Origin of the sequence: Halobacteriovorax sp. RT-2-6, from assembly GCF_047085025.1 — a bacterium.
Lineage (GTDB): Bacteria > Bdellovibrionota > Bacteriovoracia > Bacteriovoracales > Bacteriovoracaceae > Halobacteriovorax_A.
In genome coordinates, this window is record NZ_JBKIYH010000002.1 from 291,146 (window position 1) to 312,327 (window position 21,182).

The 21,182-nt window shown below is 36.1% G+C and carries 25 protein-coding genes; 9 read left to right on the forward strand and 16 right to left on the reverse strand.

The genetic code is table 11. From position 1 onward, the window contains the following. Positions 1-19: 19 nt before the first annotated feature. The 7 genes from ACMAYS_RS09920 (at position 20) to ACMAYS_RS09950 (ending at position 6,498) form a co-directional block, all read left to right on the forward strand. On the forward strand, positions 20-751 hold the full coding sequence (locus tag ACMAYS_RS09920; protein WP_103218107.1) for a YebC/PmpR family DNA-binding transcriptional regulator: 732 nt from the start codon (positions 20-22) through the stop codon (positions 749-751). Then, positions 751-1,185, forward strand: coding sequence for a DUF5522 domain-containing protein (locus ACMAYS_RS09925; protein WP_103218108.1), 435 nt, complete (start codon positions 751-753; stop codon positions 1,183-1,185). Before ACMAYS_RS09920 ends, ACMAYS_RS09925 begins: the two co-directional genes overlap by 1 nt. A gap of 96 nt (positions 1,186-1,281) precedes the next feature. Further along, positions 1,282-2,769: a DUF4105 domain-containing protein gene (locus tag ACMAYS_RS09930; protein WP_392992561.1), complete on the forward strand. Its 1,488-nt coding sequence runs from the start codon at positions 1,282-1,284 to the stop codon at positions 2,767-2,769. A gap of 15 nt (positions 2,770-2,784) precedes the next feature. Next, positions 2,785-3,369 carry a hypothetical protein gene (locus ACMAYS_RS09935; RefSeq protein ID WP_103218110.1) on the forward strand — a complete coding sequence of 195 codons (585 nt, stop codon included), beginning with the start codon at positions 2,785-2,787 and terminating at the stop codon, positions 3,367-3,369. Between the two features lie 11 nt (positions 3,370-3,380). After that, a complete protein-coding gene (locus tag ACMAYS_RS09940; protein WP_103218111.1) occupies positions 3,381-3,968 on the forward strand; it encodes a hypothetical protein in 588 nt (195 codons plus the stop codon). A gap of 143 nt (positions 3,969-4,111) precedes the next feature. Further along, positions 4,112-5,635, forward strand: coding sequence for a hypothetical protein (locus tag ACMAYS_RS09945; protein WP_392992564.1), 1,524 nt, complete (start codon positions 4,112-4,114; stop codon positions 5,633-5,635). Between the two features lie 53 nt (positions 5,636-5,688). Beyond that, on the forward strand, positions 5,689-6,498 hold the full coding sequence (locus ACMAYS_RS09950) for a hypothetical protein (RefSeq protein ID WP_392992565.1): 810 nt from the start codon (positions 5,689-5,691) through the stop codon (positions 6,496-6,498). On the opposite strand, the gene ACMAYS_RS09955 is transcribed toward ACMAYS_RS09950, so the two are convergent. From ACMAYS_RS09955 to rlmN, 8 genes are all read right to left on the reverse strand, one after another. Then, positions 6,476-7,264: a hypothetical protein gene (locus tag ACMAYS_RS09955; protein WP_412463194.1), complete on the reverse strand. Its 789-nt coding sequence runs from the start codon at positions 7,262-7,264 to the stop codon at positions 6,476-6,478. The genes ACMAYS_RS09950 and ACMAYS_RS09955 overlap by 23 nt on opposite strands. Then, a complete protein-coding gene (locus tag ACMAYS_RS09960) occupies positions 7,252-7,473 on the reverse strand; it encodes a hypothetical protein (RefSeq protein ID WP_103218115.1) in 222 nt (73 codons plus the stop codon). The genes ACMAYS_RS09955 and ACMAYS_RS09960 overlap by 13 nt, the downstream gene beginning before the upstream one ends. Continuing rightward, entirely contained in the window at positions 7,474-8,400 is a 927-nt protein-coding gene (locus tag ACMAYS_RS09965) for a hypothetical protein (RefSeq protein ID WP_392992569.1), read from the reverse strand. After that, a complete protein-coding gene (locus tag ACMAYS_RS09970) occupies positions 8,397-9,170 on the reverse strand; it encodes a phosphatase PAP2 family protein (protein WP_412463195.1) in 774 nt (257 codons plus the stop codon). Before ACMAYS_RS09970 ends, ACMAYS_RS09965 begins: the two co-directional genes overlap by 4 nt. A 36-nt stretch (positions 9,171-9,206) precedes the next feature. Further along, entirely contained in the window at positions 9,207-10,409 is a 1,203-nt protein-coding gene (locus ACMAYS_RS09975; RefSeq protein ID WP_199177545.1) for a multidrug effflux MFS transporter, read from the reverse strand. Next, entirely contained in the window at positions 10,409-11,275 is an 867-nt protein-coding gene (locus ACMAYS_RS09980) for a pirin family protein (RefSeq protein ID WP_103218118.1), read from the reverse strand. Before ACMAYS_RS09980 ends, ACMAYS_RS09975 begins: the two co-directional genes overlap by 1 nt. 10 nt (positions 11,276-11,285) lie before the next feature. Next, positions 11,286-12,218, reverse strand: coding sequence for a glutathione S-transferase family protein (locus ACMAYS_RS09985; RefSeq protein ID WP_392992572.1), 933 nt, complete (start codon positions 12,216-12,218; stop codon positions 11,286-11,288). A gap of 96 nt (positions 12,219-12,314) precedes the next feature. Further along, positions 12,315-13,349, reverse strand: a complete 1,035-nt coding sequence (rlmN, locus tag ACMAYS_RS09990; RefSeq protein ID WP_392992574.1) for a 23S rRNA (adenine(2503)-C(2))-methyltransferase RlmN — start codon at positions 13,347-13,349, stop codon at positions 12,315-12,317. 61 nt (positions 13,350-13,410) lie between these two features. Between rlmN and ACMAYS_RS09995 the strand changes: the two genes are divergently transcribed. Beyond that, positions 13,411-13,974: a redoxin domain-containing protein gene (locus ACMAYS_RS09995; protein WP_158246877.1), complete on the forward strand. Its 564-nt coding sequence runs from the start codon at positions 13,411-13,413 to the stop codon at positions 13,972-13,974. Positions 13,975-13,977: 3 nt separating this feature from the next. Here the strand turns inward: ACMAYS_RS09995 and ACMAYS_RS10000 are convergent, their stop codons facing one another. Beyond that, positions 13,978-15,429 carry a disulfide bond formation protein B gene (locus tag ACMAYS_RS10000; RefSeq protein WP_412463196.1) on the reverse strand — a complete coding sequence of 484 codons (1,452 nt, stop codon included), beginning with the start codon at positions 15,427-15,429 and terminating at the stop codon, positions 13,978-13,980. An 8-nt stretch (positions 15,430-15,437) separates the two neighbouring features. Then, a complete protein-coding gene (locus ACMAYS_RS10005) occupies positions 15,438-15,605 on the reverse strand; it encodes a hypothetical protein (protein ID WP_158246878.1) in 168 nt (55 codons plus the stop codon). A gap of 108 nt (positions 15,606-15,713) precedes the next feature. Here ACMAYS_RS10005 and ACMAYS_RS10010 point away from each other — a divergent pair, with 108 nt between their 5' ends. Beyond that, on the forward strand, positions 15,714-16,118 hold the full coding sequence (locus ACMAYS_RS10010) for a hypothetical protein (RefSeq protein WP_103218123.1): 405 nt from the start codon (positions 15,714-15,716) through the stop codon (positions 16,116-16,118). Positions 16,119-16,135: 17 nt separating this feature from the next. Here ACMAYS_RS10010 and ACMAYS_RS10015 read toward each other — a convergent pair whose 3' ends face one another. The 6 genes from ACMAYS_RS10015 to ACMAYS_RS10040 form a co-directional block, all read right to left on the reverse strand. Next, positions 16,136-16,342, reverse strand: a complete 207-nt coding sequence (locus tag ACMAYS_RS10015; protein WP_103218124.1) for a cold-shock protein — start codon at positions 16,340-16,342, stop codon at positions 16,136-16,138. Positions 16,343-16,548: 206 nt separating this feature from the next. Continuing rightward, positions 16,549-17,355, reverse strand: coding sequence for a metal ABC transporter permease (locus ACMAYS_RS10020; protein ID WP_103218125.1), 807 nt, complete (start codon positions 17,353-17,355; stop codon positions 16,549-16,551). Then, positions 17,355-18,239 carry a metal ABC transporter substrate-binding protein gene (locus ACMAYS_RS10025; RefSeq protein WP_103218126.1) on the reverse strand — a complete coding sequence of 295 codons (885 nt, stop codon included), beginning with the start codon at positions 18,237-18,239 and terminating at the stop codon, positions 17,355-17,357. The genes ACMAYS_RS10020 and ACMAYS_RS10025 overlap by 1 nt, the downstream gene beginning before the upstream one ends. A 9-nt stretch (positions 18,240-18,248) precedes the next feature. Next, on the reverse strand, positions 18,249-19,304 hold the full coding sequence (locus tag ACMAYS_RS10030) for a hypothetical protein (RefSeq protein ID WP_103218127.1): 1,056 nt from the start codon (positions 19,302-19,304) through the stop codon (positions 18,249-18,251). A 61-nt stretch (positions 19,305-19,365) separates the two neighbouring features. Then, on the reverse strand, positions 19,366-19,656 hold the full coding sequence (locus ACMAYS_RS10035; RefSeq protein WP_412463197.1) for a hypothetical protein: 291 nt from the start codon (positions 19,654-19,656) through the stop codon (positions 19,366-19,368). Between the two features lie 62 nt (positions 19,657-19,718). After that, complete coding sequence (locus ACMAYS_RS10040; protein WP_103218129.1) at positions 19,719-21,143, reverse strand: LysM peptidoglycan-binding domain-containing protein; 1,425 nt, start codon at positions 21,141-21,143, stop codon at positions 19,719-19,721. Between the last annotated feature and the right edge of the window lie 39 nt (positions 21,144-21,182).

Here is a 21,182-nt window from a genome sequence, read left to right on the forward strand (position 1 = left end):
ATTATTAAACGAGGATTCTATGGGAAGAAAATGGGCCAATATCGTCAAGAAGAAAGGCGCTCTTGATAAGGCAAAAAGTCAGATTTACACAAAGCTATTATTTGAAGTAACAAAAGCAGTAAAATCAGGTGGCGACGACCCAGGCTCAAACTTTATCCTTAAAATTGCTCTTGATAAGTGTAAGGCAAATAACGTTCCAAAAGATAATATTGATCGTGCCATCAAGAAAGGTCTTGGCGGTGAAGATGATGGATATGAAGAAATCAACTATGAGGGTTATGGGCCAAATGGTGTTGCGGTATTTGTAGAAGCTTCAACAAATAACCCTACTCGTACAATTGCTAACGTAAGAGTTCACTTCAAGAAGGCCGGCGGCTCAATTGGAACAACAGGTACTCTACAATATGTATTTTCTAGAAAGGCGCTTTTTGAAGTTCCAGTTGCAGACCTTGATGAAGATGAATTCACTCTTGAGATGATAGATGCTGGAGCGGAAGATATTGAAGTGGAAGATGGCTACTTTTCAATCACTGGGCCAATGGAAGTATTCGGCTCTATCTCTAAGAAATTAGAAGAGATGGGAATTACTCCAGAAGAAGCGACTCTTGAACAAATTCCACAAACATTCAAAGAAGTTGATGATGAAACGTATTTAACTATAATGAAGATGGTGGATGGCCTTGAAAGTGATGAAGACGTTCTAAAGGTTTACCACAATATTGAATTTGATGAGCGTTTCGAAAGTTTATAATGGATAAAGCAAAACTAACATATACAAATGAACAAGGACGAGAGGTGAAAACCTCTCAGTTCTTAAAAAATCGCGGCTCTTGCTGTAAGACTTCATGTCTTCACTGCCCTTACGGCTTTACCTTAAATAAACACGGTATTCAAAGCCAAGAAATTTCAGTAAATGACATAACGAAGGCCCAGGCCATCGTCGATGCCAACCAACAAGAATCTCTATCTGTTGCCTCTTCTTTAATGGGTGCAGCTTTTGGCGGTAGCAAGCCTAAGAAATTAACAATAACAGAATCAAATTCGTGTGATTTTGCTTTTGTTGAGCTTAAGGGTGAGATTTTTGGCCTTATTGAAAAAGGTGGATTACAGGCCAAGAAGCTCTATCTCAAAGAACAATTTAAAGAGCAAGGTCTCGATCTCGATACAGTAAATTCAGTTATATAGACACTGTTCACTGTTTTTACACGCTCGTCTTTTTTTCAATTTCTCTGTGAAACCTCTGTAATCAATTTATATTGAAGCAGATTAAATGGAGAAAATATGAAGAAGATTACTCTACTTTCAGTAGTGCTCATGGCACTTCTTAGCTCACTGACAACTCAGGCCAGACGAGACGAATCGCCTTTTGAAAGAAGGCAGCGTGAACGTATGGAGGAGCGTCGTAAGCAGAAAGAACTCGAAAAGAGGGCCAATCAAATCAATTGGGGAGCAAATTACCAAGACCTTCTAAACGAGAATTCTCGCTTCTTCAAAAGACTATTTGATCGCTATGAAAATGGAAATATCGTAGGACTTGAGCTCGTTATTGCCTCAAGCTCTTGGTCTAATATTGAAAGTGGCTTTGGCCACACAATGCTACGTTTTGTCGACAATGTAGGAACAGAGGCAGATGACGTTGTTCTAAGCTTCGTTGCAAACGTCGACACTTTAAAGCTTAATTACTTTAAGGGAATTTTTGGTGGCTATCCTGTCTTTCCTCAAGTGAAAAGTCTTCGTATGTTTATGGATGAATACAATAACAAGCAAAGACGTGACCTTGATCGCTACATCATAATTTCTAATGAAGAAATTAGAAGTAATATCATTAGAGAACTTAAAACTCAGTGGGAACAAGTTACTAAGCACAGAGTAGAAACTCAAAAGTCGGTACTTCAAAATACCCTTGATGAATTGAATAAGTTTTCAACTGAAAAGTATGGCCAAGGTAATTATGGAATCCTTCCGCTACGCTCAGGTACAGGTTCGGTATTTGCCCTAACACCCGTTCCAAATAATCTGACTTCAACATTTAAGACAACTGTCGAAGAAGTTTTTCCTGTTAAATATGAACTACCTGAAAGTAGTGAATTAGGAGACTACACTTTCTTCTCTAATAATTGCGCTGGAGCACTTGTTAATTTTCTAAAGCAAGTTGGTTATCCATATCATAAGAAGATGGGCTTTAAAGGACGTATTCCTCTCGCTCTTCCAGATTATTTGCAAAGGGCCTTAATTAACCCATACCCTATTATTAAGATTCACTCTCTAAGAGAGCTTAAAGATAAAGTCGCTAATATTCTTGAATTAAAAGATGAGACATATCTGCAATACGATATCGACACAGCTCAAGTAAAGAAACTACAGAAAAAACTTAGCCTTAATGAGTTTAGAAAACTTAATGAAATCGCAACACTTGATTTAGAAGCTTTCAAGTATTATGCATCTCAAATTCAAGAAACGAAGGCCATTTCGTTTGACGAGCTTCATGGCATTACTAAAGCACCAGATGCACTTTATGAAATATGCAATAACTCTAAATGTGAACAAGATGTGATTAAAGGACTAGAAGAGTTTTACGGGACAGGTAGCTTTTCTAAGATCAAAGAGATTAATAAAGAGAAGTCTCTAAAGTCCATCACAAGATGGAAGCGAGATCACGACACAAAAAGAAGAGAGAGGGTCATCACTCGCCCTTACAAAGGTTTATTAGTTAATAAGAAAATATTAGATCATCAAAAGAGATTCTACCTACTCGATTCGAGGTGGTAGAAATAGGAGAATTCAATGAGAAAGATTATGCTTTTAACATGTCTAATTTCTATTTTAATGGGATTTAGTACACGAGCATCATGCCTTGAAATTTATCAAGAAAATCATCGTGCGCCTGACTATCAACAATTAGGGGCCGTCGTTGGGATTTCTTCTACGATTTCAGGTGTCACAGTAGCTGGTGGAGAGATTGCTCTAGGTCTATCAACGACAAGTGCAGTGGGTATTCTTCATCCCGATAGTGCTCTTAGTGACCTTACAATTTCAAAGTCAATCAAAGGCGCAGCTTCTTCAACTGTTGATACACTTTTTTATGGTGCCTCAAGTACATCTGCGGCCATGGGAATCATTAAAGACAGAGATTATAGAAAGCAAATTAAGCTTATCCAAGCTTCTGAGCTTGCTCCAAAGCTTATTAGTGGCGACATTATCGAAATGACAGGAATGATCAATGATACACGTCCTCTAGATAAGAGAGTTTCAGTTAATGAAGTTGCAAATGAAATTCAACTAGCAAATGAAAGAATGGAATTCTGTCTCGATAGTGAAAATCTTATGACAGTAGATCAAATACAAAAATATATTGGTGAACAACTATAAAGGAGAAAACAATGAAAAAATCGTTAATTGCCCTTGGACTACTATGTTCAGTAGCAGCTTCAACGCAAGCATCTTGTCTTGAGCTATACAAAGAAAGAAATAATGCTCCAACAGACAAGGCCCTTGCAACTGGTGCGGCCCTAAGTACAACTGGTGTGGCCGTGATCTATGGTGGTGTTGAGCTCGCTTCAACAACAATCGCTGCAGGAACTGCGCTTCTAGAAGATTCAGGAAATATCATTATCGATCTAATCGCTCTTGATATTATTGAGGATGGACTTTCATCTTCAACTCATGCTGTTTACCACGGATCATCTAGTACACTAGCTGCAACTGGTGTTATTGATGACAGTAAGAGAAACTTTAGAGGACAAATTGAATTAATCCAAGATGCACAACTTTCACCAAAAGTGACAGGATCAACTCTAGCTGAGTTTACAGAAGATCTAAATGATAGAAGATCTTCAAATGATAAAGTTACTGCTGAGCAAGTTGCTGACGAAATCCGCGTAGCTGATGCTCGTGGTGAATTCTGTATGGACGTTGATGATATGATGTCGATGTCAGAAATCCGTAACTACATCAATAATCAACTTTAATAAGTGTTTAAATAATAGGCCCTCTTCTAGGGCCTATTGTTTAAGTTCTAAACACTATCCTCCCCTAAACTCCTCAAATCACATAACCTAATTGGCACTATCATTGCATTAAATATAAAGACTAACTAAATTAGGAGAGAGAAATGAAAAACGTCTACTGCTTGGGACTTCTTACCATTCTATTCTTAAATACAAACACGTATGCGCAAAATCTACGTGGGAAGATTTATGATAAAGATGGCAAGGCCAGAGCAATTGTAAAAGTAGACGGCCAAAACCAAGACCTCTCACTAGAGCTCGATAAGCGCTATGACAGGTATATGGATAAAGTTCTTAAGAACTCTCCAGATTATGTCTTTGAATTTGACGGTGAAATTTCAGGAGACAAGTTAGTAATTGATAAAATGCCAAGAGTTGTCGCTGATCTTGAAGATCGTATCGGTGTTCTTACAAGAGCAAAAGATGGCAACTATTATATCGATGATCAACGTGTTGAGTTTGGACGTTCAAAAAAGATTTACGGAAGTGAGTTTGATTATATCTCACGCCACTACTTTGAAAATAAGAAAGTTCACACTCAAGGACATATGCAAGATGATACCTTCATTATCAATGCAATTATTCCAGCGGATCTTTTTACTGTTGGAGAGAACCCATATCCAGCAAGTGAAAAATTTAATAAGAATCCTCTAAAGTATATTTTGAATGAGATGCCAAAGAATAAGAACTCACAATCTAAGGTGCCTTTTAGAGGCACAATCAGATATCGTGATAATTACGAAGCAACTCCAGGTGATCATGTCTTTATCGTAACTCTAAGCGGACGCCAAGGAGATGAACCAGGTGCGGCAGCAGGACATTTTGCTATTGGTATGGGAGAAGTTCAAAATGACCTATCGATAAAAGGTGAAACATTTAACTTTTACTTTAAAGGTGAAAAAGAAGTTCTAGCAAGTAATACTGATCTAGTAAGTTACTATGGCCACTTAATTCAAGGTCAAGTTAACTATAGGCCAACTTATACTCTTATTGGATACGCACGCTCAAAAGAAGATATGCTTAAGGTTAGAGATATATTTGAAGAGCAACTACACCGAGTGCGTACAGAAGTAGGACTTGAAATTACTCCTTTCTATAATTGTACAACAACATCAAATGATACAATGAGAACAATTGGGATTAAGGGAGCACATGAATTTGCAATTAGTAATATCCTTGATTACCAAACATATTTACCAATGAGCTCGAAAGCACCAAAAGATGGAACAAATGCATCAACTCTATCTCAGCTACGTTATATCTTAAAGAGAGATACTGAGCATTATGTACCAAGAAAAGCATTTGAATCGTTTGCTAAGGCAATGGTTTATCAAAGTAAAAGACTAAAGCTTAAAAGAACAGATTATATTTTCTTACCACAAACACCTTCACAAAGACCGACTGGTGGGATCTCTTATGATGAAGTTCTATCAGAAGGAAAGAAAATTATCGATTTCAAAGAAGAGAGACTTCTTAGACTTGAAAAAGAAGAGAATGCTCGTAAGACATTAAAAGATCCAAATGCGACCGCACAGCAATTAGAAGAGGCCAAGTCAATTCTAGCAAATGCTCCGACTAAAGAAGAGGATCAAAAACAAATTAACGAACTACTATACAGAATAGATTAAAATTAACTTTCTCCTAAACTCCTATCCTGAGAAGATAGGGTTTAGGAGTTTTCATGACTAAGCCCTTAATACTCATTCTACTACTGGCCCCATTTTTATCATACGCAGAGTGGAGTACTCATCGTTTCTCTCTAGGTCTAGGATACACATATCATGACACGACAATACAGGTTGGAAAGAAATCCTTAGGTGCACTCATATTGAGTACCGAAGACACACTAGGACTTGATGACACCCAATCTTCGATACGCTTAAATTATGAATGGCGATTTAGTCAGAACAAGAGGCACTCATTAACGACAGGCTGGTATAGTCAGCATAGGAGTGGAAGAAGAATTCTTGATCAAGATATAAAATACTTCGATAAGAATAATAACGAAGTAGTCATTAGCGCAGGAACTTCAGTAGAAACAATCTTAAATTTTGACATCGTTCGACTCGCCTATTCTTACGCCTTTTTCCTAGATGATCGCATTAATATTTCTACCGGAATAGGTTTCTATATTATGCCCCTTGAATTTGGCATTGGTGAAACAGGCACAACCAAGACTGAAAGTGACTTTATAGCACCACTACCTACTCTTCAGCTCAAATCAGAAGTTAAGATTACCCCTAAATGGACCCTTTCAAATGAATTTAATATCTTCTACATACAAATCGGAGATTATACCGGAAGTGTAATTGCAACAAGCCTCTTTGTTGACTATCAATTCTATAAATCATTCTCTATTGGACTTGGTTTTGAAGCTTTCAAGTTAAAAGTTGATATGTCAGAAAGCTCCGATGTCTTTGATGCAGAGGTTGGTGGAGAGCTCAATTTTGGAAATAATTCACTAATTGCTAGGATGCGCTACGAATTATAGGGGCCTGGTAGATTTTTAAGTAAAGCTCAATCCAATTTAATAAATCTTTTCTCTTTTTATTAAAAAGTGCAATTTGGTCCTGGCTTAGTGTTTTTGAAAATTTATCAAAGAACTTAAAGAAAGACTTATTTTGTTTTAAAACTTCTTTTAATGGAACAATATCTTGAAAATTCTTTTTAAGGTAATCCTGATATGCTTTTTGATCTTGTAAATTAAGCGCCGAAATAAATTCATTATGCCAGCTTCGGTTCTCAACACGATCTTTTTGATATTCAATAGCAAATTCATTGACGAGTTTAATTTGATTTTCTGAGAGCTTTCCAAATACATTCTCAAGGCGTTTCACACCCCTTTGCTCATAACTCTCCTCATAGTCCTTACGGTCTTCGACTCTCTTTTTTACAAGCTTCTGTCTTTGTTCAAAACTAAGTCCTGACAACACTTCCACAGATATTATATTTACTTTCTTCATGATAAGAGAATACGGAGGATAACCTTTCACAATAGCTGCTTTTAATGAGTCATTTTGAATTTCATAGTCTTTAATAATTGCCTTTAACTCGAGAACTTCTTTATGATGTTCAAAGAAGGCATTAGTCACTTTAACTCTTAATTCTTTTTCTTGTTCATCATCTAAAGAAAGATAGTCATCAATCTTCTCGCTTAAGAAATCAGGAGCCTTTTTTAAAATAACTTCACGATAACTACAACTAGCAAGGGAGAGAATAAGTAATAATGAGAGAAACTTAACAACTATTTTGGACACTCAACTTCCTTCCATTTAGAATCATTTGTATAACGAAATGTCGGAGCATTTTCAATATCGACTTGCTTCAGCCAAACATCCCATCCCCATTGTCGCATAACTTGGTAAATTTCTGGATACTCCTTACTTGTTAAACAAGTATTAGGTTTCCTTCTGACAACAAATTCAGAACAGCTCAATATAAATAGGAAGATAATAAATAACTTCATTTAAAACCACTTCTCAACTTGAAAGATAAAATCTAAATAAGAATTATCAGCAACGTAAAGGTCACTATTATCAACTTGAAGATCATAGCGATCGATTCTCTGATTAACTTTAAAAGTTAATATTCCAATTCTATTCTCATATTTTAGATAATCAAACTTAAGAAAATAGTTTTGTTGAGTTGATTTCTCAACATTAACGTTTTGAGTCTGACCTGAAAGCGAAAAAGTATCAGCAGATAAAAATGAAATTCCAAGACTTGCTTTCAAGTGCTTTGAAAGATCAATTTGTGCTTGAAATCCTATTGCAACTTGATAACTATCTTCGGCCTTTAAGCTCTCATTTCCAAATTCAAATTGATTTAATCCACCATTGTAAAAAATGGCCCCGACATAACTAAGTAGATAGAAAGTATTAAAATCAATTCCTGCAATGGCACTTACTTGATAATAATCTTGTCCATCAAAGGGGCTTACAGTTTTACTAAGTGGTGTTTTCCCGGAGTTTGTTGCTCCCCATACGACTTTAGTACTCAAGTCGAAGAAAACCTCATTTAAGTCGATAAAGCGATATCTAAGCTCTATGGCAGGATCATAAATTCCAAAAGGGCTCTGCTCAGGAGTTTCTTCATCCAACTCATTTTCAAGATGCGTTTCAAAATCAGCAATTTCAGCATGAGTACTAAAAGCAGCCAAGAAGTTATCTGAAAAAGCATAACGATACTCAAGTCCGGCAACAAGAACAGAGCGGTCAACTTCAAAAAACTCTTCAACTCCTGCACTACGATTATCAAACTCCATCTCGTCAATAGACCAATAGAGTGAATAAGTTAAAACACTCTCTCCCTTTTGAGGAAAACGATAAAGGTAATCCAATCTATTTTCAGCGAATGTAGAAATTGTCAGGAAAAAGATTAAGAAATATCTCATAACATCATCCCAAAGCTTAGAGCATAGCGTTCATTGATTATATCAATTGCTGGCGCTACGACAATCTTACTCTTTTCATTAAAGCGATATTTGCCACGATTATCAAAGTGGAAGTCATACATTAAATAACTTGTAAGCCCGCCAATGAATGCCCCCATAGAGACATCTTTAAAACTGTGTTTCTTTGCATCAATACGACTCCAACCAATATATGAAGCATAGACAAGAGGAAGTGAAGCAACCAGATAATTTCGATAAAATCTTTCACTATTAAAGATATCCCTACTCATCCACATTCCAACAGCAAAAGCATGAGTGGTATGGCCACTAGGAAAAGAAAGATAGTTTGAACTATCAGGTCTTTCTTTATTGGCCGTATACTTGATACCAAAAGTTATTCCTTGAGAAATAAGCAACGACTCCGTAAAAACAAATGCTTTCTCTAGAGCATACTCATCGCTACCAAGTAAGTAGTAACCATACATACCAACCGTTAATAACTCAGGTCCATGATTACCTAACTCATACAACCACTTTGGGACAGATAGATCATCTTCATTATAATCAAAGTCTCCTCCCTCAAATTCTGTTTTTACAAAAGACGGAGAGATGATTGAGTAAGTAATGAGCTCTAAAGCAAAGAAGGCCGACATAAAGCGAATTTGAATAGGAGAAATATCCCACTTAGATTTTCTAATATGCTCGGATGGTGCAACGAAAGCACTTGTGCTGAAGCTAATGAATATACAAAGAATAAATGCTTTTAACATCTATTAATGAAAACAAAAAACAGCTAATTCGTCTATTTATTTTACTTTTAGAACGATAAATAAAGAAAGAGTACTGCAGATTAAAAACCCTAATGCAATTGGCGTTACATCACCGCTATACATCTGACCAATTACCCCACCTATTGTCGCAGAAATAATAATCTGCACGGAGCTAACAACCGAATTTGCAGTTCCCGCAATATGTCCCATTGGCTCCAATGCTAAAGCAATGAAATTTCCAAAAAGAAGACCAAAGCTGAAAAGGCTTAATAGTAAAAAGCCATAAAAAAGGAAAAATGGAGGAAGTCCTCCAGTAAAGAATAAAATAATATTAAACGTAATTGCGATAAAAGAAATTGTCGTTAGAGCTAGGCGACATAATTTTTTCATTCCAAACTCTTCCACAAGTCTAGAATTTAAAAATGAAGAAAGACCGATAAATGAAGCCAGTACACCAAAGGCCAATGGGAAGTCCTCACCTAGTCCATATTTAATTTGTAGAATCTGCTGAGAAGTATTTAGATAACCAATAAAAGCACCAAAAACTAGACCAGAAGCAAGAGTATAACTAATTGTTATAGGATGGCTTAAAGTTTCAATGGCAGCATCTTTAATCTTCTTATAAGAAAGAGGGCGTCGATACTCTTCGTGTAAAGTTTCTTCTTGTCTCACAGTAAACCAAGCTAGACACAGAACTGCAAGAACAAGCATAATAAGGAAGATATCACGCCATCCACCAAAACTTAAAATAACTTGTCCAATAGTTGGAGCAAGGGCCGGAACAAGAACAAAGATAATCATAATTAACGACATCGTCTTGGCCATTAGCTTTCCGCTAAAGCGATCTCTAACCATTGCTGTTGAAATAATTTTAGCTGATGCCGCTCCTAAGCCCTGAGTAAAGCGTCCGACTAACATCATTGTAAAAGTATGAGCATTTAAAGAAATAAGTCCACCAACAAAGAAGATCGCTATACCAATATACATTGCAGGCTTTCTTCCAATGGCATCAGAGATTGGACCAAAAAAGAGTTGACCAACACCCATGCCCAAGAAAATGAAGGAAATAATCATCTGGTTATCATTAGGGTTTTGAACTCCTAAACTCTGACCAATAAGATTAAGCGCCGGCAACATCGCATCAATTGATAATGCTGCAAATGACATAAGTGCTGCCATCAGAGTTATAAATTCACGACGACCAATTTTTTTTCCAACTTCTTCTACTGATAAATCCACTAGCTTAAATGTCCCATTTTTCCTGATTGATAATCTTCAAAAGCTTGAATGATCTCTTCTCTTGTATTCATGACAAAAGGGCCATGTGAAAAGACAGGCTCATCAATAGGCTCACCATTTAAGATCAATAGCTCTGCGCCTACATTACTTGATAACTCAACCTCTTGGCCATCTCTTTCAAAGATCACTAATTGGTGTTCGTTAACTTGATTACCATTTATTGCAACACTTCCTTTTCGAATAAGAACAAGTAAGTTTGTTTTATCATCTAATGAAAGTAGGAAGTTAGAATCTTTTTGCATTTTCGTTTGAATAAGATTTATTGGTGTAAAGGTCTGACAAGGCCCTACTTTATCCGCATATTTTCCTGAAACTAATTTTAACTCAACACCTTCACTAGGATTGATTACAGGGAACTTCTCCCCCTTTACCCCCTGATAGCGTGGAGCTGTCATCTTATCTTTCTTAGGAAGATTTACCCACATTTGAACCATCTCAAATAATCCACCTTCCCTTGCAAATTTTTGTGAATGAAATTCTTCATGTACAACACCACTTGCAGCAGTCATCCACTGGACATCTCCACTGCCAATGATACCGCCGCCACCAGCAGAGTCGCGATGTTCAATTTCACCTTCAAAGGCAAAAGTTACAGTTTCAAAACCGCGGTGCGGGTGCTCACCCACTCCTCTTTTTGTTTGCGTTGGTGAAAACTTTTTAGGAGCAGCAAAGTCCATCATTAAAAATGGAGTTGTGTAATAGTAAATATCAAAACCTGGGTGGAACATTGTGTGAACATGAAATCCATTTCCTACCCAATGTTTTTGCGGAGGATTTAAAATATATTTAATAGCTTTTTGTTTCATTTACTTATCCTTAAAAAATTTCACTTGGCCCTAAAGCGACAATACGATATGGATTTAAATCATCGTGGCTATAGAAGTAGTGTCTTTTGATATGTTCAATATTAGTAGTCTCTTTAATACCTTCGATTGAATAAAGGTCTCTCACATAGCGAGAAAGATTCTTATAATCTTTGATTCTCTTTAGGTTGCACTTGAAATGAGTTACGTAAACACAATCAAAGCGCAAAAGAGTTGGCACTAACCTAAGGTCAGCTTCTGTTAACCTGTCACCTAGTAAGTATTTTTGGCCTTCAAGTATTTCTTCGACTCGATCAAGAGATGTAAATAACTTCGTCACAGCTGATTCATAAGCTTCTTGAGTTTTTGCAAAGCCACTACGGTAGACACCATTGTTGATATTGCTATATATAAATTCATTTAACTCATCAATTTTATCTGCTAAATCTTCAGGATAAAAATCTTCATGATTACCAGTAAGTTCATTAAACTCAGAATTAAAAATTCTAATAATTTCTGATGACTCATTATTAACAATCGTTTGTGTTTTCTTGTCCCATAGAATTGGTACTGTCACAGTTGTGCTTACCTTAGGATCCGCTTTTAAGTAAATTTCTTGAAGATAGTTTAAGCCGTATAGATCATCCCCTGTTGCACCAGCGATTGACTTATCAAAAGTCCATCCCATCTCTAACATATCAGGAGAAACGACACTTACACTAATATGAGACTCAAGTGATTTTAACTTGCGATAGATAAGAGTACGATGGGCCCAAGGACAAGCATAGCTAACATATAAGTGATAGCGCCCACTTTCAGGTTGATACTTTGAGTGATTGCTACTTATTGTGTCTCTAAACGAGCGTGGTACGCGATCATATGCCCCACTTTCGTCACTTGTGATGACCGAAGACTTGACCCATTTTCCATCGACTAAACGTCCCATTACTAAACCTTTGTTTGATTATTAACGGGTATAGAATAACGAACAAATGGATCGATTAAAAGATCATTTACCAGATCAGCTTGTTCTAACTTTAGATCATTTAGTATTTAGCTGGCCACAGGCCGCAAGGACATCATCACCTTTAGTGGTACGAACCATCGTCGGGATTTTGAATTCTTCCAGGATTAATTTGAAATCCTGAACACTTTGAAGCTCTGGCCTCTTATATTTTGTGCCAGGGAATTCATTGAAAGGAATGAGATTTATTAAAGCACGTCGATCTCTAAGAAGCTCACCTAAGGCCTTCGCATCTTCATTTCCATCGTTTAAATCTTTAATTATCAAATACTCATATGTAACAAATTGCTTATAACGAAGAGGTATACCATCAATGTAATCAAGTACTTCTTTAAGAGGATACTTTCTATTAATTGGAATTAGCTCGTCACGTATTTCATCAAATGGTGAATGTAGGGAAAGTGCTAAATTAACTCCAGGTATCTCATCTTTCCATCTTTTTAGTCCTGGGATATAGCCACTTGTCGAGATCGTTATCTTTTGATGGCCAATCGAAGTTCCATATTGAGAAGTAAAAATATCACAGGCCTTCTTTACTTCATCAAAATTATGTAATGGCTCGCCTTGTCCCATAAAAACGATATTAAGAATTCTCTCTTCACCTGGGCGATGATCTCTTAGCCAATGCCAGGCAGCTAGAAATTGACCAATAATCTCACTAGCTGAAAGATTTCTTTTTAGCCCTTGCGTACCAGTGAAACAAAAAGAACACTTCATGGCACAACCAACTTGAGAAGAGAGGCAAATTGAATACTTCTTATTAAAAGGAATTAAAACACTTTCTACTTTAGAACCATCTGATAATTCAAAAAGAAATTTTACCGTTTTATCGTCTGCCTGCTGAACTTTTACAGGACGAGGTAAAATAAAGTTAAAATTAGCATCAATAAAAGACAACGTACTCTTAGCAATATCAGTGATTGAATTGCTGTAATGATTTTTTCTTTTATAATACCAATTATAAAGTAGATTAGCGGCCGATACATTGAGCCCATTTTGCTCTAGTAACTGCTGTAACTCATTGAATGTAAGTTGATAAAATGACTGCTTCACCAAGTCACATTATAAGAATTAACACATATAGTCCATGCTAAAGAATCAAAAGGGGTCAATTATGAAAGTTTTATTAATCAGCTTATTTTCAATTCTTACTTTTTCCCAAGAACTTGGCCTAGGTGTCGGAACCAAGTCCCCTAATATAGAGATTAAAAATATTGAAGGTACGGAAATAATTCTAGATGATAGCGACAAGAAAACGGTACTTGTTTTTTATCGCGGTTCTTGGTGTCCATATTGCATGAAACAACTTCAAAGTATTCAAACAGAAGTTATGCCAAAACTTGATAAAAGCTCTAAGCTAGTGGCCATTAGTGTGGATAAGAAGATGATTGCTCATAAAATGAAAAAGAAATATCAATACACTTTTGACATTGTCTCAGATCCTAAAGCTAGTCTTCTCTTGGCCTTTAATATTGTTAACAAACTCGACGACAAACTTGTTCAAAAATATAAGCAGTCTTATAAGATTGATATTGAAGGAGACTCAGGGCAGACACATCACATGGTTGCTCACCCTGCAGTTTTTGTCATAAGAAATGGTAAAATCACTTATCAAGATATACACAAAGAATATAAAGATCGTACAAAGAATGATGATATTTTAGCAGCGCTAGAATAAAGCTTACTTTGTATAAAATGTTGCACGCTTTTGCTCAATGAGAACAAATTGTTTGCCCTCAAAAACAGCAAGGCCATGATAATTACCTTTAGGTAATTTTATAGAGCCAGAGAATGCATCTAGCTCATTATCGAGAATAAGTATTTCACTACTATTTGGATCTAGGCCATATAAAATTGAGTCAATAACCTTAAGGCTTGAGATAACTGGGCCTAGATCATTATCATCAATGAAGATTTCTTTTTCACTATTCAAAAGAAAATCTGCACTAGAAAATCTAGTTGCAATAACTTTATTATTCTTTTCATTGGGTATTGAAACAATAACGAGTTCTTGAGTTTTCTTATCATATGCTAAACAGCGAATATAAGAGTATTTCGAGCGAACACTTGAAAGACGTCCTCGATATTTCTCAGAAATTCCATTTGTTCCCTCTAAAAAACCTGCATAGTGGTCAACAATTTTCGCTCCCTCATCAATACGGATGACGACATATGACTTATTATATCCTGTAACCATAAGACGACGTGGGCCAATGAAGCTTATACCAACAAGAGTTTTTATATCGATACTATAAAGAGGATCTATTCGTACGTAGTAGAGAATACTTTTTAAATTATCATCTAAGATATAAATAAAATATTGATCTGTAACGATGGCAAAAAGCTTTGACTCACTATTATAATCGATATCTCTAATCCCACCCCTAATCTCACTAGGAAGACTAACCTCCTTAACCTTCATTAATTCATCACCACTTTGAAACATTGCAATCTTTCGTCTTTCATCATGCTTAAAGTAAGGTTTATCAATTGAGTAGTTTCCCCTTAAGCTAAATGGTTTTAATAGGCCACTCCAATTCTTAGTCGACCAATTCCAGTTTTTAGGAACCCAAGAAAATCTCACGGGATCACTATGTCCAATAAATGGTGGAGGACCAACTTGGGTAAATGCTTGTACCGAATTAAAAAATAAAATAATGAAATAAGAGATAAATGCCAATGATTGAAACTTACTAAGATAGCGAACTTCTCCGTCTTCATTATCAACTAAATTATTACCAAAGAATATAAGTATAATTGAGAGAATTAATAAAATTGACCAGCATATAACAACACCCCACGTATATGTGTGGAGTCCAAATATTTCTAAAGAAAATCCCTGACCAAGATCTCTTAAGAAATGACCTCCTGTATGCCTTAAGGTCATGAAGATTCCAATCGTACAATACAGAATTAATAAACCGAGATACTTTGGTCTAAGGCCATAGCGCATAATAAAGAGAGTTGTTAATGTAACAAAAATAAGGATTGCTCTTTCCTGCCAGCAGAGAATACAAGGATTATCACCTAAACCAAACCCTAGAATGAGACATGCGATTCCAACAGGTAGAATAATCAGGGCCATTGATGCCAGGGCCACGATATTATAGAAACGTTCTGATTTATTTGTCATGGACACCTCTAGTAGTTACCAGGCGGAAGAATCATCGATTTTGTTGCAACAAACCAAATTAAGAACATTAAGAATGTAGCACTATAAAGAAACTTTTCTGCTTGCCTTTGATTTTGAGGCTTCTTCCATACTAGAAAACCGGCAATTATTAACAGTACCATTTCTAAAAATTCCATACAGACTCCTTCTATCAGCTCATTTCGGCTTGTGTTTAATTTAAGCTAAGTTAAATTCCCTTAAATTTAGCTTTGCAGTAAAATAGAAAGATAACAAAAGGAGTTGTTATGAATAGTCTTAAGCTAATTTTCTTAATACTAATTTCTAGTGTGACATTGGCAAAATTTGGATCAAAATCTCAACCTCTCTATCATTGTGTGAATTATGATGAGCAATCAAAAGTTACTGATGCGATGATATATGAATCACAATACGGAAGAGGGCCAATCTTTCATGAAATTGAAGTTTATGTTGAAGATACTAATCAAAACAAGGAATTCTCATACCGTAAAAAAGTTAACTATATTCCAAAATATGATGCCAAAGTTGAGTCTTTCACAACTGGAAGTTTCAGAATAAGACTTGATCATGTCGTAGGTGGTATCGATGGAAATATTTGGGCCTTTGTCCGTATTCCAGAATATGATATTCATTCATTTGATTGGTCATGTAAGGCAGTAGAGGGACAATAAATGTCCCTCTTCAAAAATTAAACTTTTTTAACTTGAGTTGCACAAGGTCCACGTTTACCTTCCCCAAGCATATAAGTAACTTTATCATTATTGTTTAACTTATTGCCAGTTTCTACAGCAGAGATATGAACAAATAAGTCCCCTTCCCCACTATCTGGTTTAATAAACCCAAAACCCTTTGTTTCATTAAAAAACTTAACTTTACCTGTTTGCTCTGTATTCATATTCTTCCCTATTTTTTCCAAGACCGACAATCAGTTGCCGGGAACTAAATTAACAATAGAAAAGTTATCGCCAAAACATTGAGATTTGAGAATTTAAAATAGGTTAAGTTTTTCAAATCAAAAGATTACTTGGACATATTGCATAAACAATCGTGATAGTCGTTTTTAATGGAAATAAATGAGAGAAAATAAAAAAGTCGCACTAATTAAGTGCGACTCATTTTAAATTTTATCAAAAATGGTAGGAACACTATTGGAACAATAGTAAAGACCACCACGATAATTGCTCCAGCAGGAAGATCAAAGAAGTAACTGAGGGCCATTCCAAGTAAGCTCAAAATTAAGCCAATCCCCCAACCGATAAACAACTGTGATCGAATACGTTGAGAGAGTAATGTACTGATCAATGCAGGGACAACAAGAAATGAGAAAACAAGTAGAATACCAGCTATTCCAACAGATGAGGTAATTACAACACCAAACAACGAAAAGAAAATAAAATCCCAAAATGCAGAACTATTATCTTTATCTAAAGTTGACCTAAGAATTTGTTTTCTAAAAATATAGTGAATTGTAGCAACAATACTATAAATAGCACCTGTCTTTATAACATCTGCCCAAGTTACCCAGAGGATCTTACCAATGAGTATTTCTTTAATATGTTCTGCACCATGGGCCATCATGTTAACAACGAGAATAACAGCGGAAGAAGCGAAAGCATAAACAAGAGCGATTAACACTTCTTGCGAGATATACTTTTCAAACTTCTTGGCCCAAGCAAAGTAAGCTGCGGCTACAAAAGTGAAACCTAAAGAAACAAAGTAATTAAGGCCACTATGGTGATCGAGATGAAGGAGTAAAGCTACTGTTGAGCCTAGGCTTGCCACTTGTGCTAAGGAGAGATCAACGAAGATAACTCCTCTTCTTAAGACATGTAATCCTAGATAGCAGTGTATCCCTACAAGAATTAAACACATGACAAATGGTGCAGCTAAAAAAGAAATAACTTCCATTAATCCTCCAGTGCTAGAGCGAGGCTCTCATAAAGAGAGAAAATATCTTTCACTTGTGAGCTACCGTCAACAGCAACTGCGACATTATTGATTTTTACATTTTTGATACTCTTACTAATTCTTTTAGCGACACTATCATCGAAGTAATTTTCAACTAAGATATGACGAATTCCTTCTTTTTTCATCTGTTCAATAACACTGATAATGTGTGAAGCAGTTGGAGGAATTCCTGGCTTAGGTTCAAGAACATTTTGAACTTGAATCCCAAATTCATCTAAAAAATAAGTTAGCGTACGGTGAAACGTTATAATCTTAGTTCCTTTCTTAATCTTGGCGCTAAGATCTTTTATCAATTCTTTAGTGCGTTTTTCATATGCTATGTAATTATTTTCGTAAGCCTGCCTATTACTTTCATCTAACTTAATGAATCGATCACGAACTCCCTTCGCAACTTCAAGGGCCTTACTCGGTGAAAGCATAAAGTGAGGATTTCCTTCCGGATGAACATCACCATGAGCACGCGTTAGCTTCCCCTTAACCTCATCTGTTAGTTTCACAAGAGCGTATGCTTCAAGTCTTCCTTCTTGTCCGATACGAACTTTTGGATTGCGACTTCCTCTAACAACAAGCGGGAGCCAACCGACTTCAAGGCCCGCACCGATACTAATTAACAGATCGGCCTTAGCAACTTTAAAAGTATAGCTAGGTTTTGCTTCTAGGAAGTGAGGATCTTGAGTACCTTTAGCAAGAGAGTGTACACTCACACTCTCTCCACCAATTTTTTTTGCAATATCTGCTAAATTTGTCGTCGTTGTTACAATTCTCAATTGAGCGTAAGAGCTCATACCTAGAACAAGTAACAACCCTATAAGAATTGACTTCATTTTAGCGACCTAGTACTGGTGTGCCGGGTGGGCACCGATACTAAAGCTTAACTGAAGACTTACTCTTTTTTCAGGACGATCTTCACCATCATGAATTTCATCGTATTGCATTCTTACAGCTGAGAATTCAGTAGGAACAAATGCTAAAAGTGCAGTATATGCATTTTGATCTGCAATTGACTCATCCTTAGCAACACCTAGGAATTCATATTGTGCTTGAGCAAACCAGCGTGGTGCAAATTGATAACGTAAGAATGTCGAATAACCACCATTTTTAACTTCGTTTGTTCCCTGAACATCTTTGTGGATAAACTCAGTTGACCAAACAAATGACGAATACTTACCTTTTTTAACTGGACGCCATTTTAATGTTAAGTCTGTTCCTAGGACAGTTGATTTCTCAGCTTGTTCTTCAAAATAAAGTCCTGAAAGACCCCACTCTAGAGTTAGTGACTCAGATAAATCCCAAAGGTTTTTTAGGTTAGCGACTGTAGTGATCGAGTGTGGATCTTCAACAAATAATTCTTCATTTGTTGGCTGAAGAAACTGAACAGTTAAATCACTATACCATGGCAGTGGCGCTAGATATGATACACTTACACCAACTTCATTTAGTCCTTCTTCTCCAAACATATACTCTTGAACAAGACCACGGTAAATGAATGGCTGAGCGTGAGTATGTACCATATTGTACTTACCAAATTGGGCATAGAACTTCCCTAACTTTACTGTAAAATCAGGAATTGAAATTGTTTCAGCAAATACTTCTTCAGGCTCAAATGCATAACCATGCTCTTCCTCGCCACCCTCTTCATGATGTTCCTTGTGAACAGCAAAAGTCGCCTCAGCTCTAAAGTATGCATCAACATCTGCACTAAACTGAAGCTCTGCTTCTTGTAGAGAAAATCCATCGTGATCATTATCACGAGACGAGTTTTTATAGATAGTTAAAGCATTTAAACCGATGGCAGGATTAAACCCATTGCCTCTTGAATTGTCAGAAAGAGATTGCGCAAAAGTGTTTGAGCCTAGTAATAAAATAGAAATATAAAATAAGTTTTTCAAAATAAACCTCATTGAAAATTAATTAATTAAATTTAAAAAATAAAAAGTGAATGTAATTAAATTAACAATGAGTTGGTGGCCCACGAGGAGCTGTTTGAATAAATAGAGATTGTAATGTGTGACCGACTAGGGTCTGATAACGATCTGTAACGAGAAAAAGAAAACTTGCTTCAAGTTCTTCAGAGAAATCAGAATTACTAGCATCATCTTTGAATTGAGAAACTTTAATACAGAAATGGCAAGCTTGATCTAACTTACTAGTCTCATGCTCATTTTCATGGAAATGGATGCTTGCAGTAAGAAAGCTTACAAGAAAGGTTGCCGCAAATATGAATCTAAAAAATTTCTGCATTAGCTCAATACTAGCAATACTAAATTTAAATTGTCTCGTTTTTTTTTAACAAGACAATCTATTTAGATACTTAACATCTGTCCAATAAAGAGATTACTCGATCGAAGAGAGTTTCTCTTTCTTATTTCGTATGTAGTCGTATTATAGAGTTTGGCAATACGTGTTAAGTTATCCCCCTTTTTAACACGATAGCGAAATACTCTTACACCTCTAGTGATATCTAACTTTTGCCCTACGTAGATACTATTGCCATGAATTCCATTTAAGCGTCTTAAGTAAGATACGCTTAGGCCCGAGCGACTTGCAATCTTTCCTAGATAATCATTCTTTTTCACAAAGTAGAATCTCTTCCCAACAACACTCTTATACTCATTTGCTCTTAGGGCAAGTTTTTGACCTGGATAAATTCGGCTGCTTCTTAAATTATTAATTCGCTTAAGCCTGTTAAGTGAAATTTTGTAACGACGAGAGATCTTTGTTAATGAGTCCCCTCTTTTAACTCGATAGTGAGTTGGAAAGGAATTAAGTTTTCCCCATTGACGGTTACTTGCCAATTTCTGTTGAATTTCTTCTATATTCTCATAATCCTTACGAGGCATCCAAATCGCATATTGCTTAATCCAATTAGGTGTACGCTTATGTTTAAGGGCGGGATTAATTTTTTCAATTTCACTGCGATCAATATTAAAATGTTTTGCAACATCTTTAATGTGCACGCCCCCAGGAACCTCCACTAATTTTAAATCAGGGTAAGTCGGAGATTGTGCAATCGTCTCTTCGTCAAAGCCAAATTGAGCAAGATTTTCACCAACGTAGGCTGCTGCCAAAAACTTAGGGACATAATTTCTCGTTTCTCTTGGAAGTAGTTTTCGATCTGCAAGTTCCCAAAAATTACGTGTTCTCCCCTTCATAATGGCACGTAAAACTCGAAGCTCCCCACAATTATAAGCTGCAATTGCAAGCTCCCAAGAATTAAAAACGGTATATAGATCTTTTAGATACTTCGTTGCGGCCTCTGTACTATGAACAGGGTCTCTTCTTTCATCAACAACGCGGTTAACAGCTAGTCCATATCTCTTTCCCGTGGCCTTAATAAATTGCCATGGCCCAACGGCCCCAGCATGAGACAGTGCAGTTTTGTTATAGCCACTTTCAATTAGAGGTAGGTAATATAATTGATATGGAAGCTCTTCTTCTTCAAGTACTGTTTGAATAACTTCTTTGTAATACATTCCCTTTTTAATAAATTGTTCAAAACGAGCACGATCTTTTACTGCAAAATAATTTATCCATTTTTGGACACGTTCATTTTGATAGAGCTCCATCTCATGCTTAATTGTATCTTCATCTTGATAAGAGATCGTATTGCTTCCAGCAACAGCAGGTGTAATATTCTCCTTCTCTGAAGAAACACATGAGAACAAAGTGAATAAGAGTGTAAAAATAGAGAAGAACTTAATTGAATTTAAAAGAGTATTTTTTTTCATATAAAAATTCTAAGGGAATTTTCACGAAATAAAATATGA

What these genes read in the sequence shown, in the direction of transcription:
- ACMAYS_RS09920 (WP_103218107.1), top strand. Translation starts at nt 20, where the DNA reads ATGGGAAGAAAATGGGCCAATATCGTCAAGAAGAAAGGCGCTCTTGAT.
- ACMAYS_RS09925 (WP_103218108.1), top strand. Translation starts at nt 751, where the DNA reads ATGGATAAAGCAAAACTAACATATACAAATGAACAAGGACGAGAGGTG.
- ACMAYS_RS09930 (WP_392992561.1), top strand. Translation starts at nt 1,282, where the DNA reads ATGAAGAAGATTACTCTACTTTCAGTAGTGCTCATGGCACTTCTTAGC.
- ACMAYS_RS09935 (WP_103218110.1), top strand. Translation starts at nt 2,785, where the DNA reads ATGAGAAAGATTATGCTTTTAACATGTCTAATTTCTATTTTAATGGGA.
- ACMAYS_RS09940 (WP_103218111.1), top strand. Translation starts at nt 3,381, where the DNA reads ATGAAAAAATCGTTAATTGCCCTTGGACTACTATGTTCAGTAGCAGCT.
- ACMAYS_RS09945 (WP_392992564.1), top strand. Translation starts at nt 4,112, where the DNA reads ATGAAAAACGTCTACTGCTTGGGACTTCTTACCATTCTATTCTTAAAT.
- ACMAYS_RS09950 (WP_392992565.1), top strand. Translation starts at nt 5,689, where the DNA reads ATGACTAAGCCCTTAATACTCATTCTACTACTGGCCCCATTTTTATCA.
- ACMAYS_RS09960 (WP_103218115.1), bottom strand. Translation starts at nt 7,473, where the DNA reads ATGAAGTTATTTATTATCTTCCTATTTATATTGAGCTGTTCTGAATTT.
- ACMAYS_RS09965 (WP_392992569.1), bottom strand. Translation starts at nt 8,400, where the DNA reads ATGAGATATTTCTTAATCTTTTTCCTGACAATTTCTACATTCGCTGAA.
- ACMAYS_RS09970 (WP_412463195.1), bottom strand. Translation starts at nt 9,170, where the DNA reads ATGTTAAAAGCATTTATTCTTTGTATATTCATTAGCTTCAGCACAAGT.
- ACMAYS_RS09980 (WP_103218118.1), bottom strand. Translation starts at nt 11,275, where the DNA reads ATGAAACAAAAAGCTATTAAATATATTTTAAATCCTCCGCAAAAACAT.
- ACMAYS_RS09985 (WP_392992572.1), bottom strand. Translation starts at nt 12,218, where the DNA reads ATGGGACGTTTAGTCGATGGAAAATGGGTCAAGTCTTCGGTCATCACA.
- ACMAYS_RS09995 (WP_158246877.1), top strand. Translation starts at nt 13,411, where the DNA reads ATGAAAGTTTTATTAATCAGCTTATTTTCAATTCTTACTTTTTCCCAA.
- ACMAYS_RS10000 (WP_412463196.1), bottom strand. Translation starts at nt 15,429, where the DNA reads ATGACAAATAAATCAGAACGTTTCTATAATATCGTGGCCCTGGCATCA.
- ACMAYS_RS10005 (WP_158246878.1), bottom strand. Translation starts at nt 15,605, where the DNA reads ATGGAATTTTTAGAAATGGTACTGTTAATAATTGCCGGTTTTCTAGTA.
- ACMAYS_RS10010 (WP_103218123.1), top strand. Translation starts at nt 15,714, where the DNA reads ATGAATAGTCTTAAGCTAATTTTCTTAATACTAATTTCTAGTGTGACA.
- ACMAYS_RS10015 (WP_103218124.1), bottom strand. Translation starts at nt 16,342, where the DNA reads ATGAATACAGAGCAAACAGGTAAAGTTAAGTTTTTTAATGAAACAAAG.
- ACMAYS_RS10020 (WP_103218125.1), bottom strand. Translation starts at nt 17,355, where the DNA reads ATGGAAGTTATTTCTTTTTTAGCTGCACCATTTGTCATGTGTTTAATT.
- ACMAYS_RS10025 (WP_103218126.1), bottom strand. Translation starts at nt 18,239, where the DNA reads ATGAAGTCAATTCTTATAGGGTTGTTACTTGTTCTAGGTATGAGCTCT.
- ACMAYS_RS10035 (WP_412463197.1), bottom strand. Translation starts at nt 19,656, where the DNA reads ATGCAGAAATTTTTTAGATTCATATTTGCGGCAACCTTTCTTGTAAGC.
- ACMAYS_RS10040 (WP_103218129.1), bottom strand. Translation starts at nt 21,143, where the DNA reads ATGAAAAAAAATACTCTTTTAAATTCAATTAAGTTCTTCTCTATTTTT.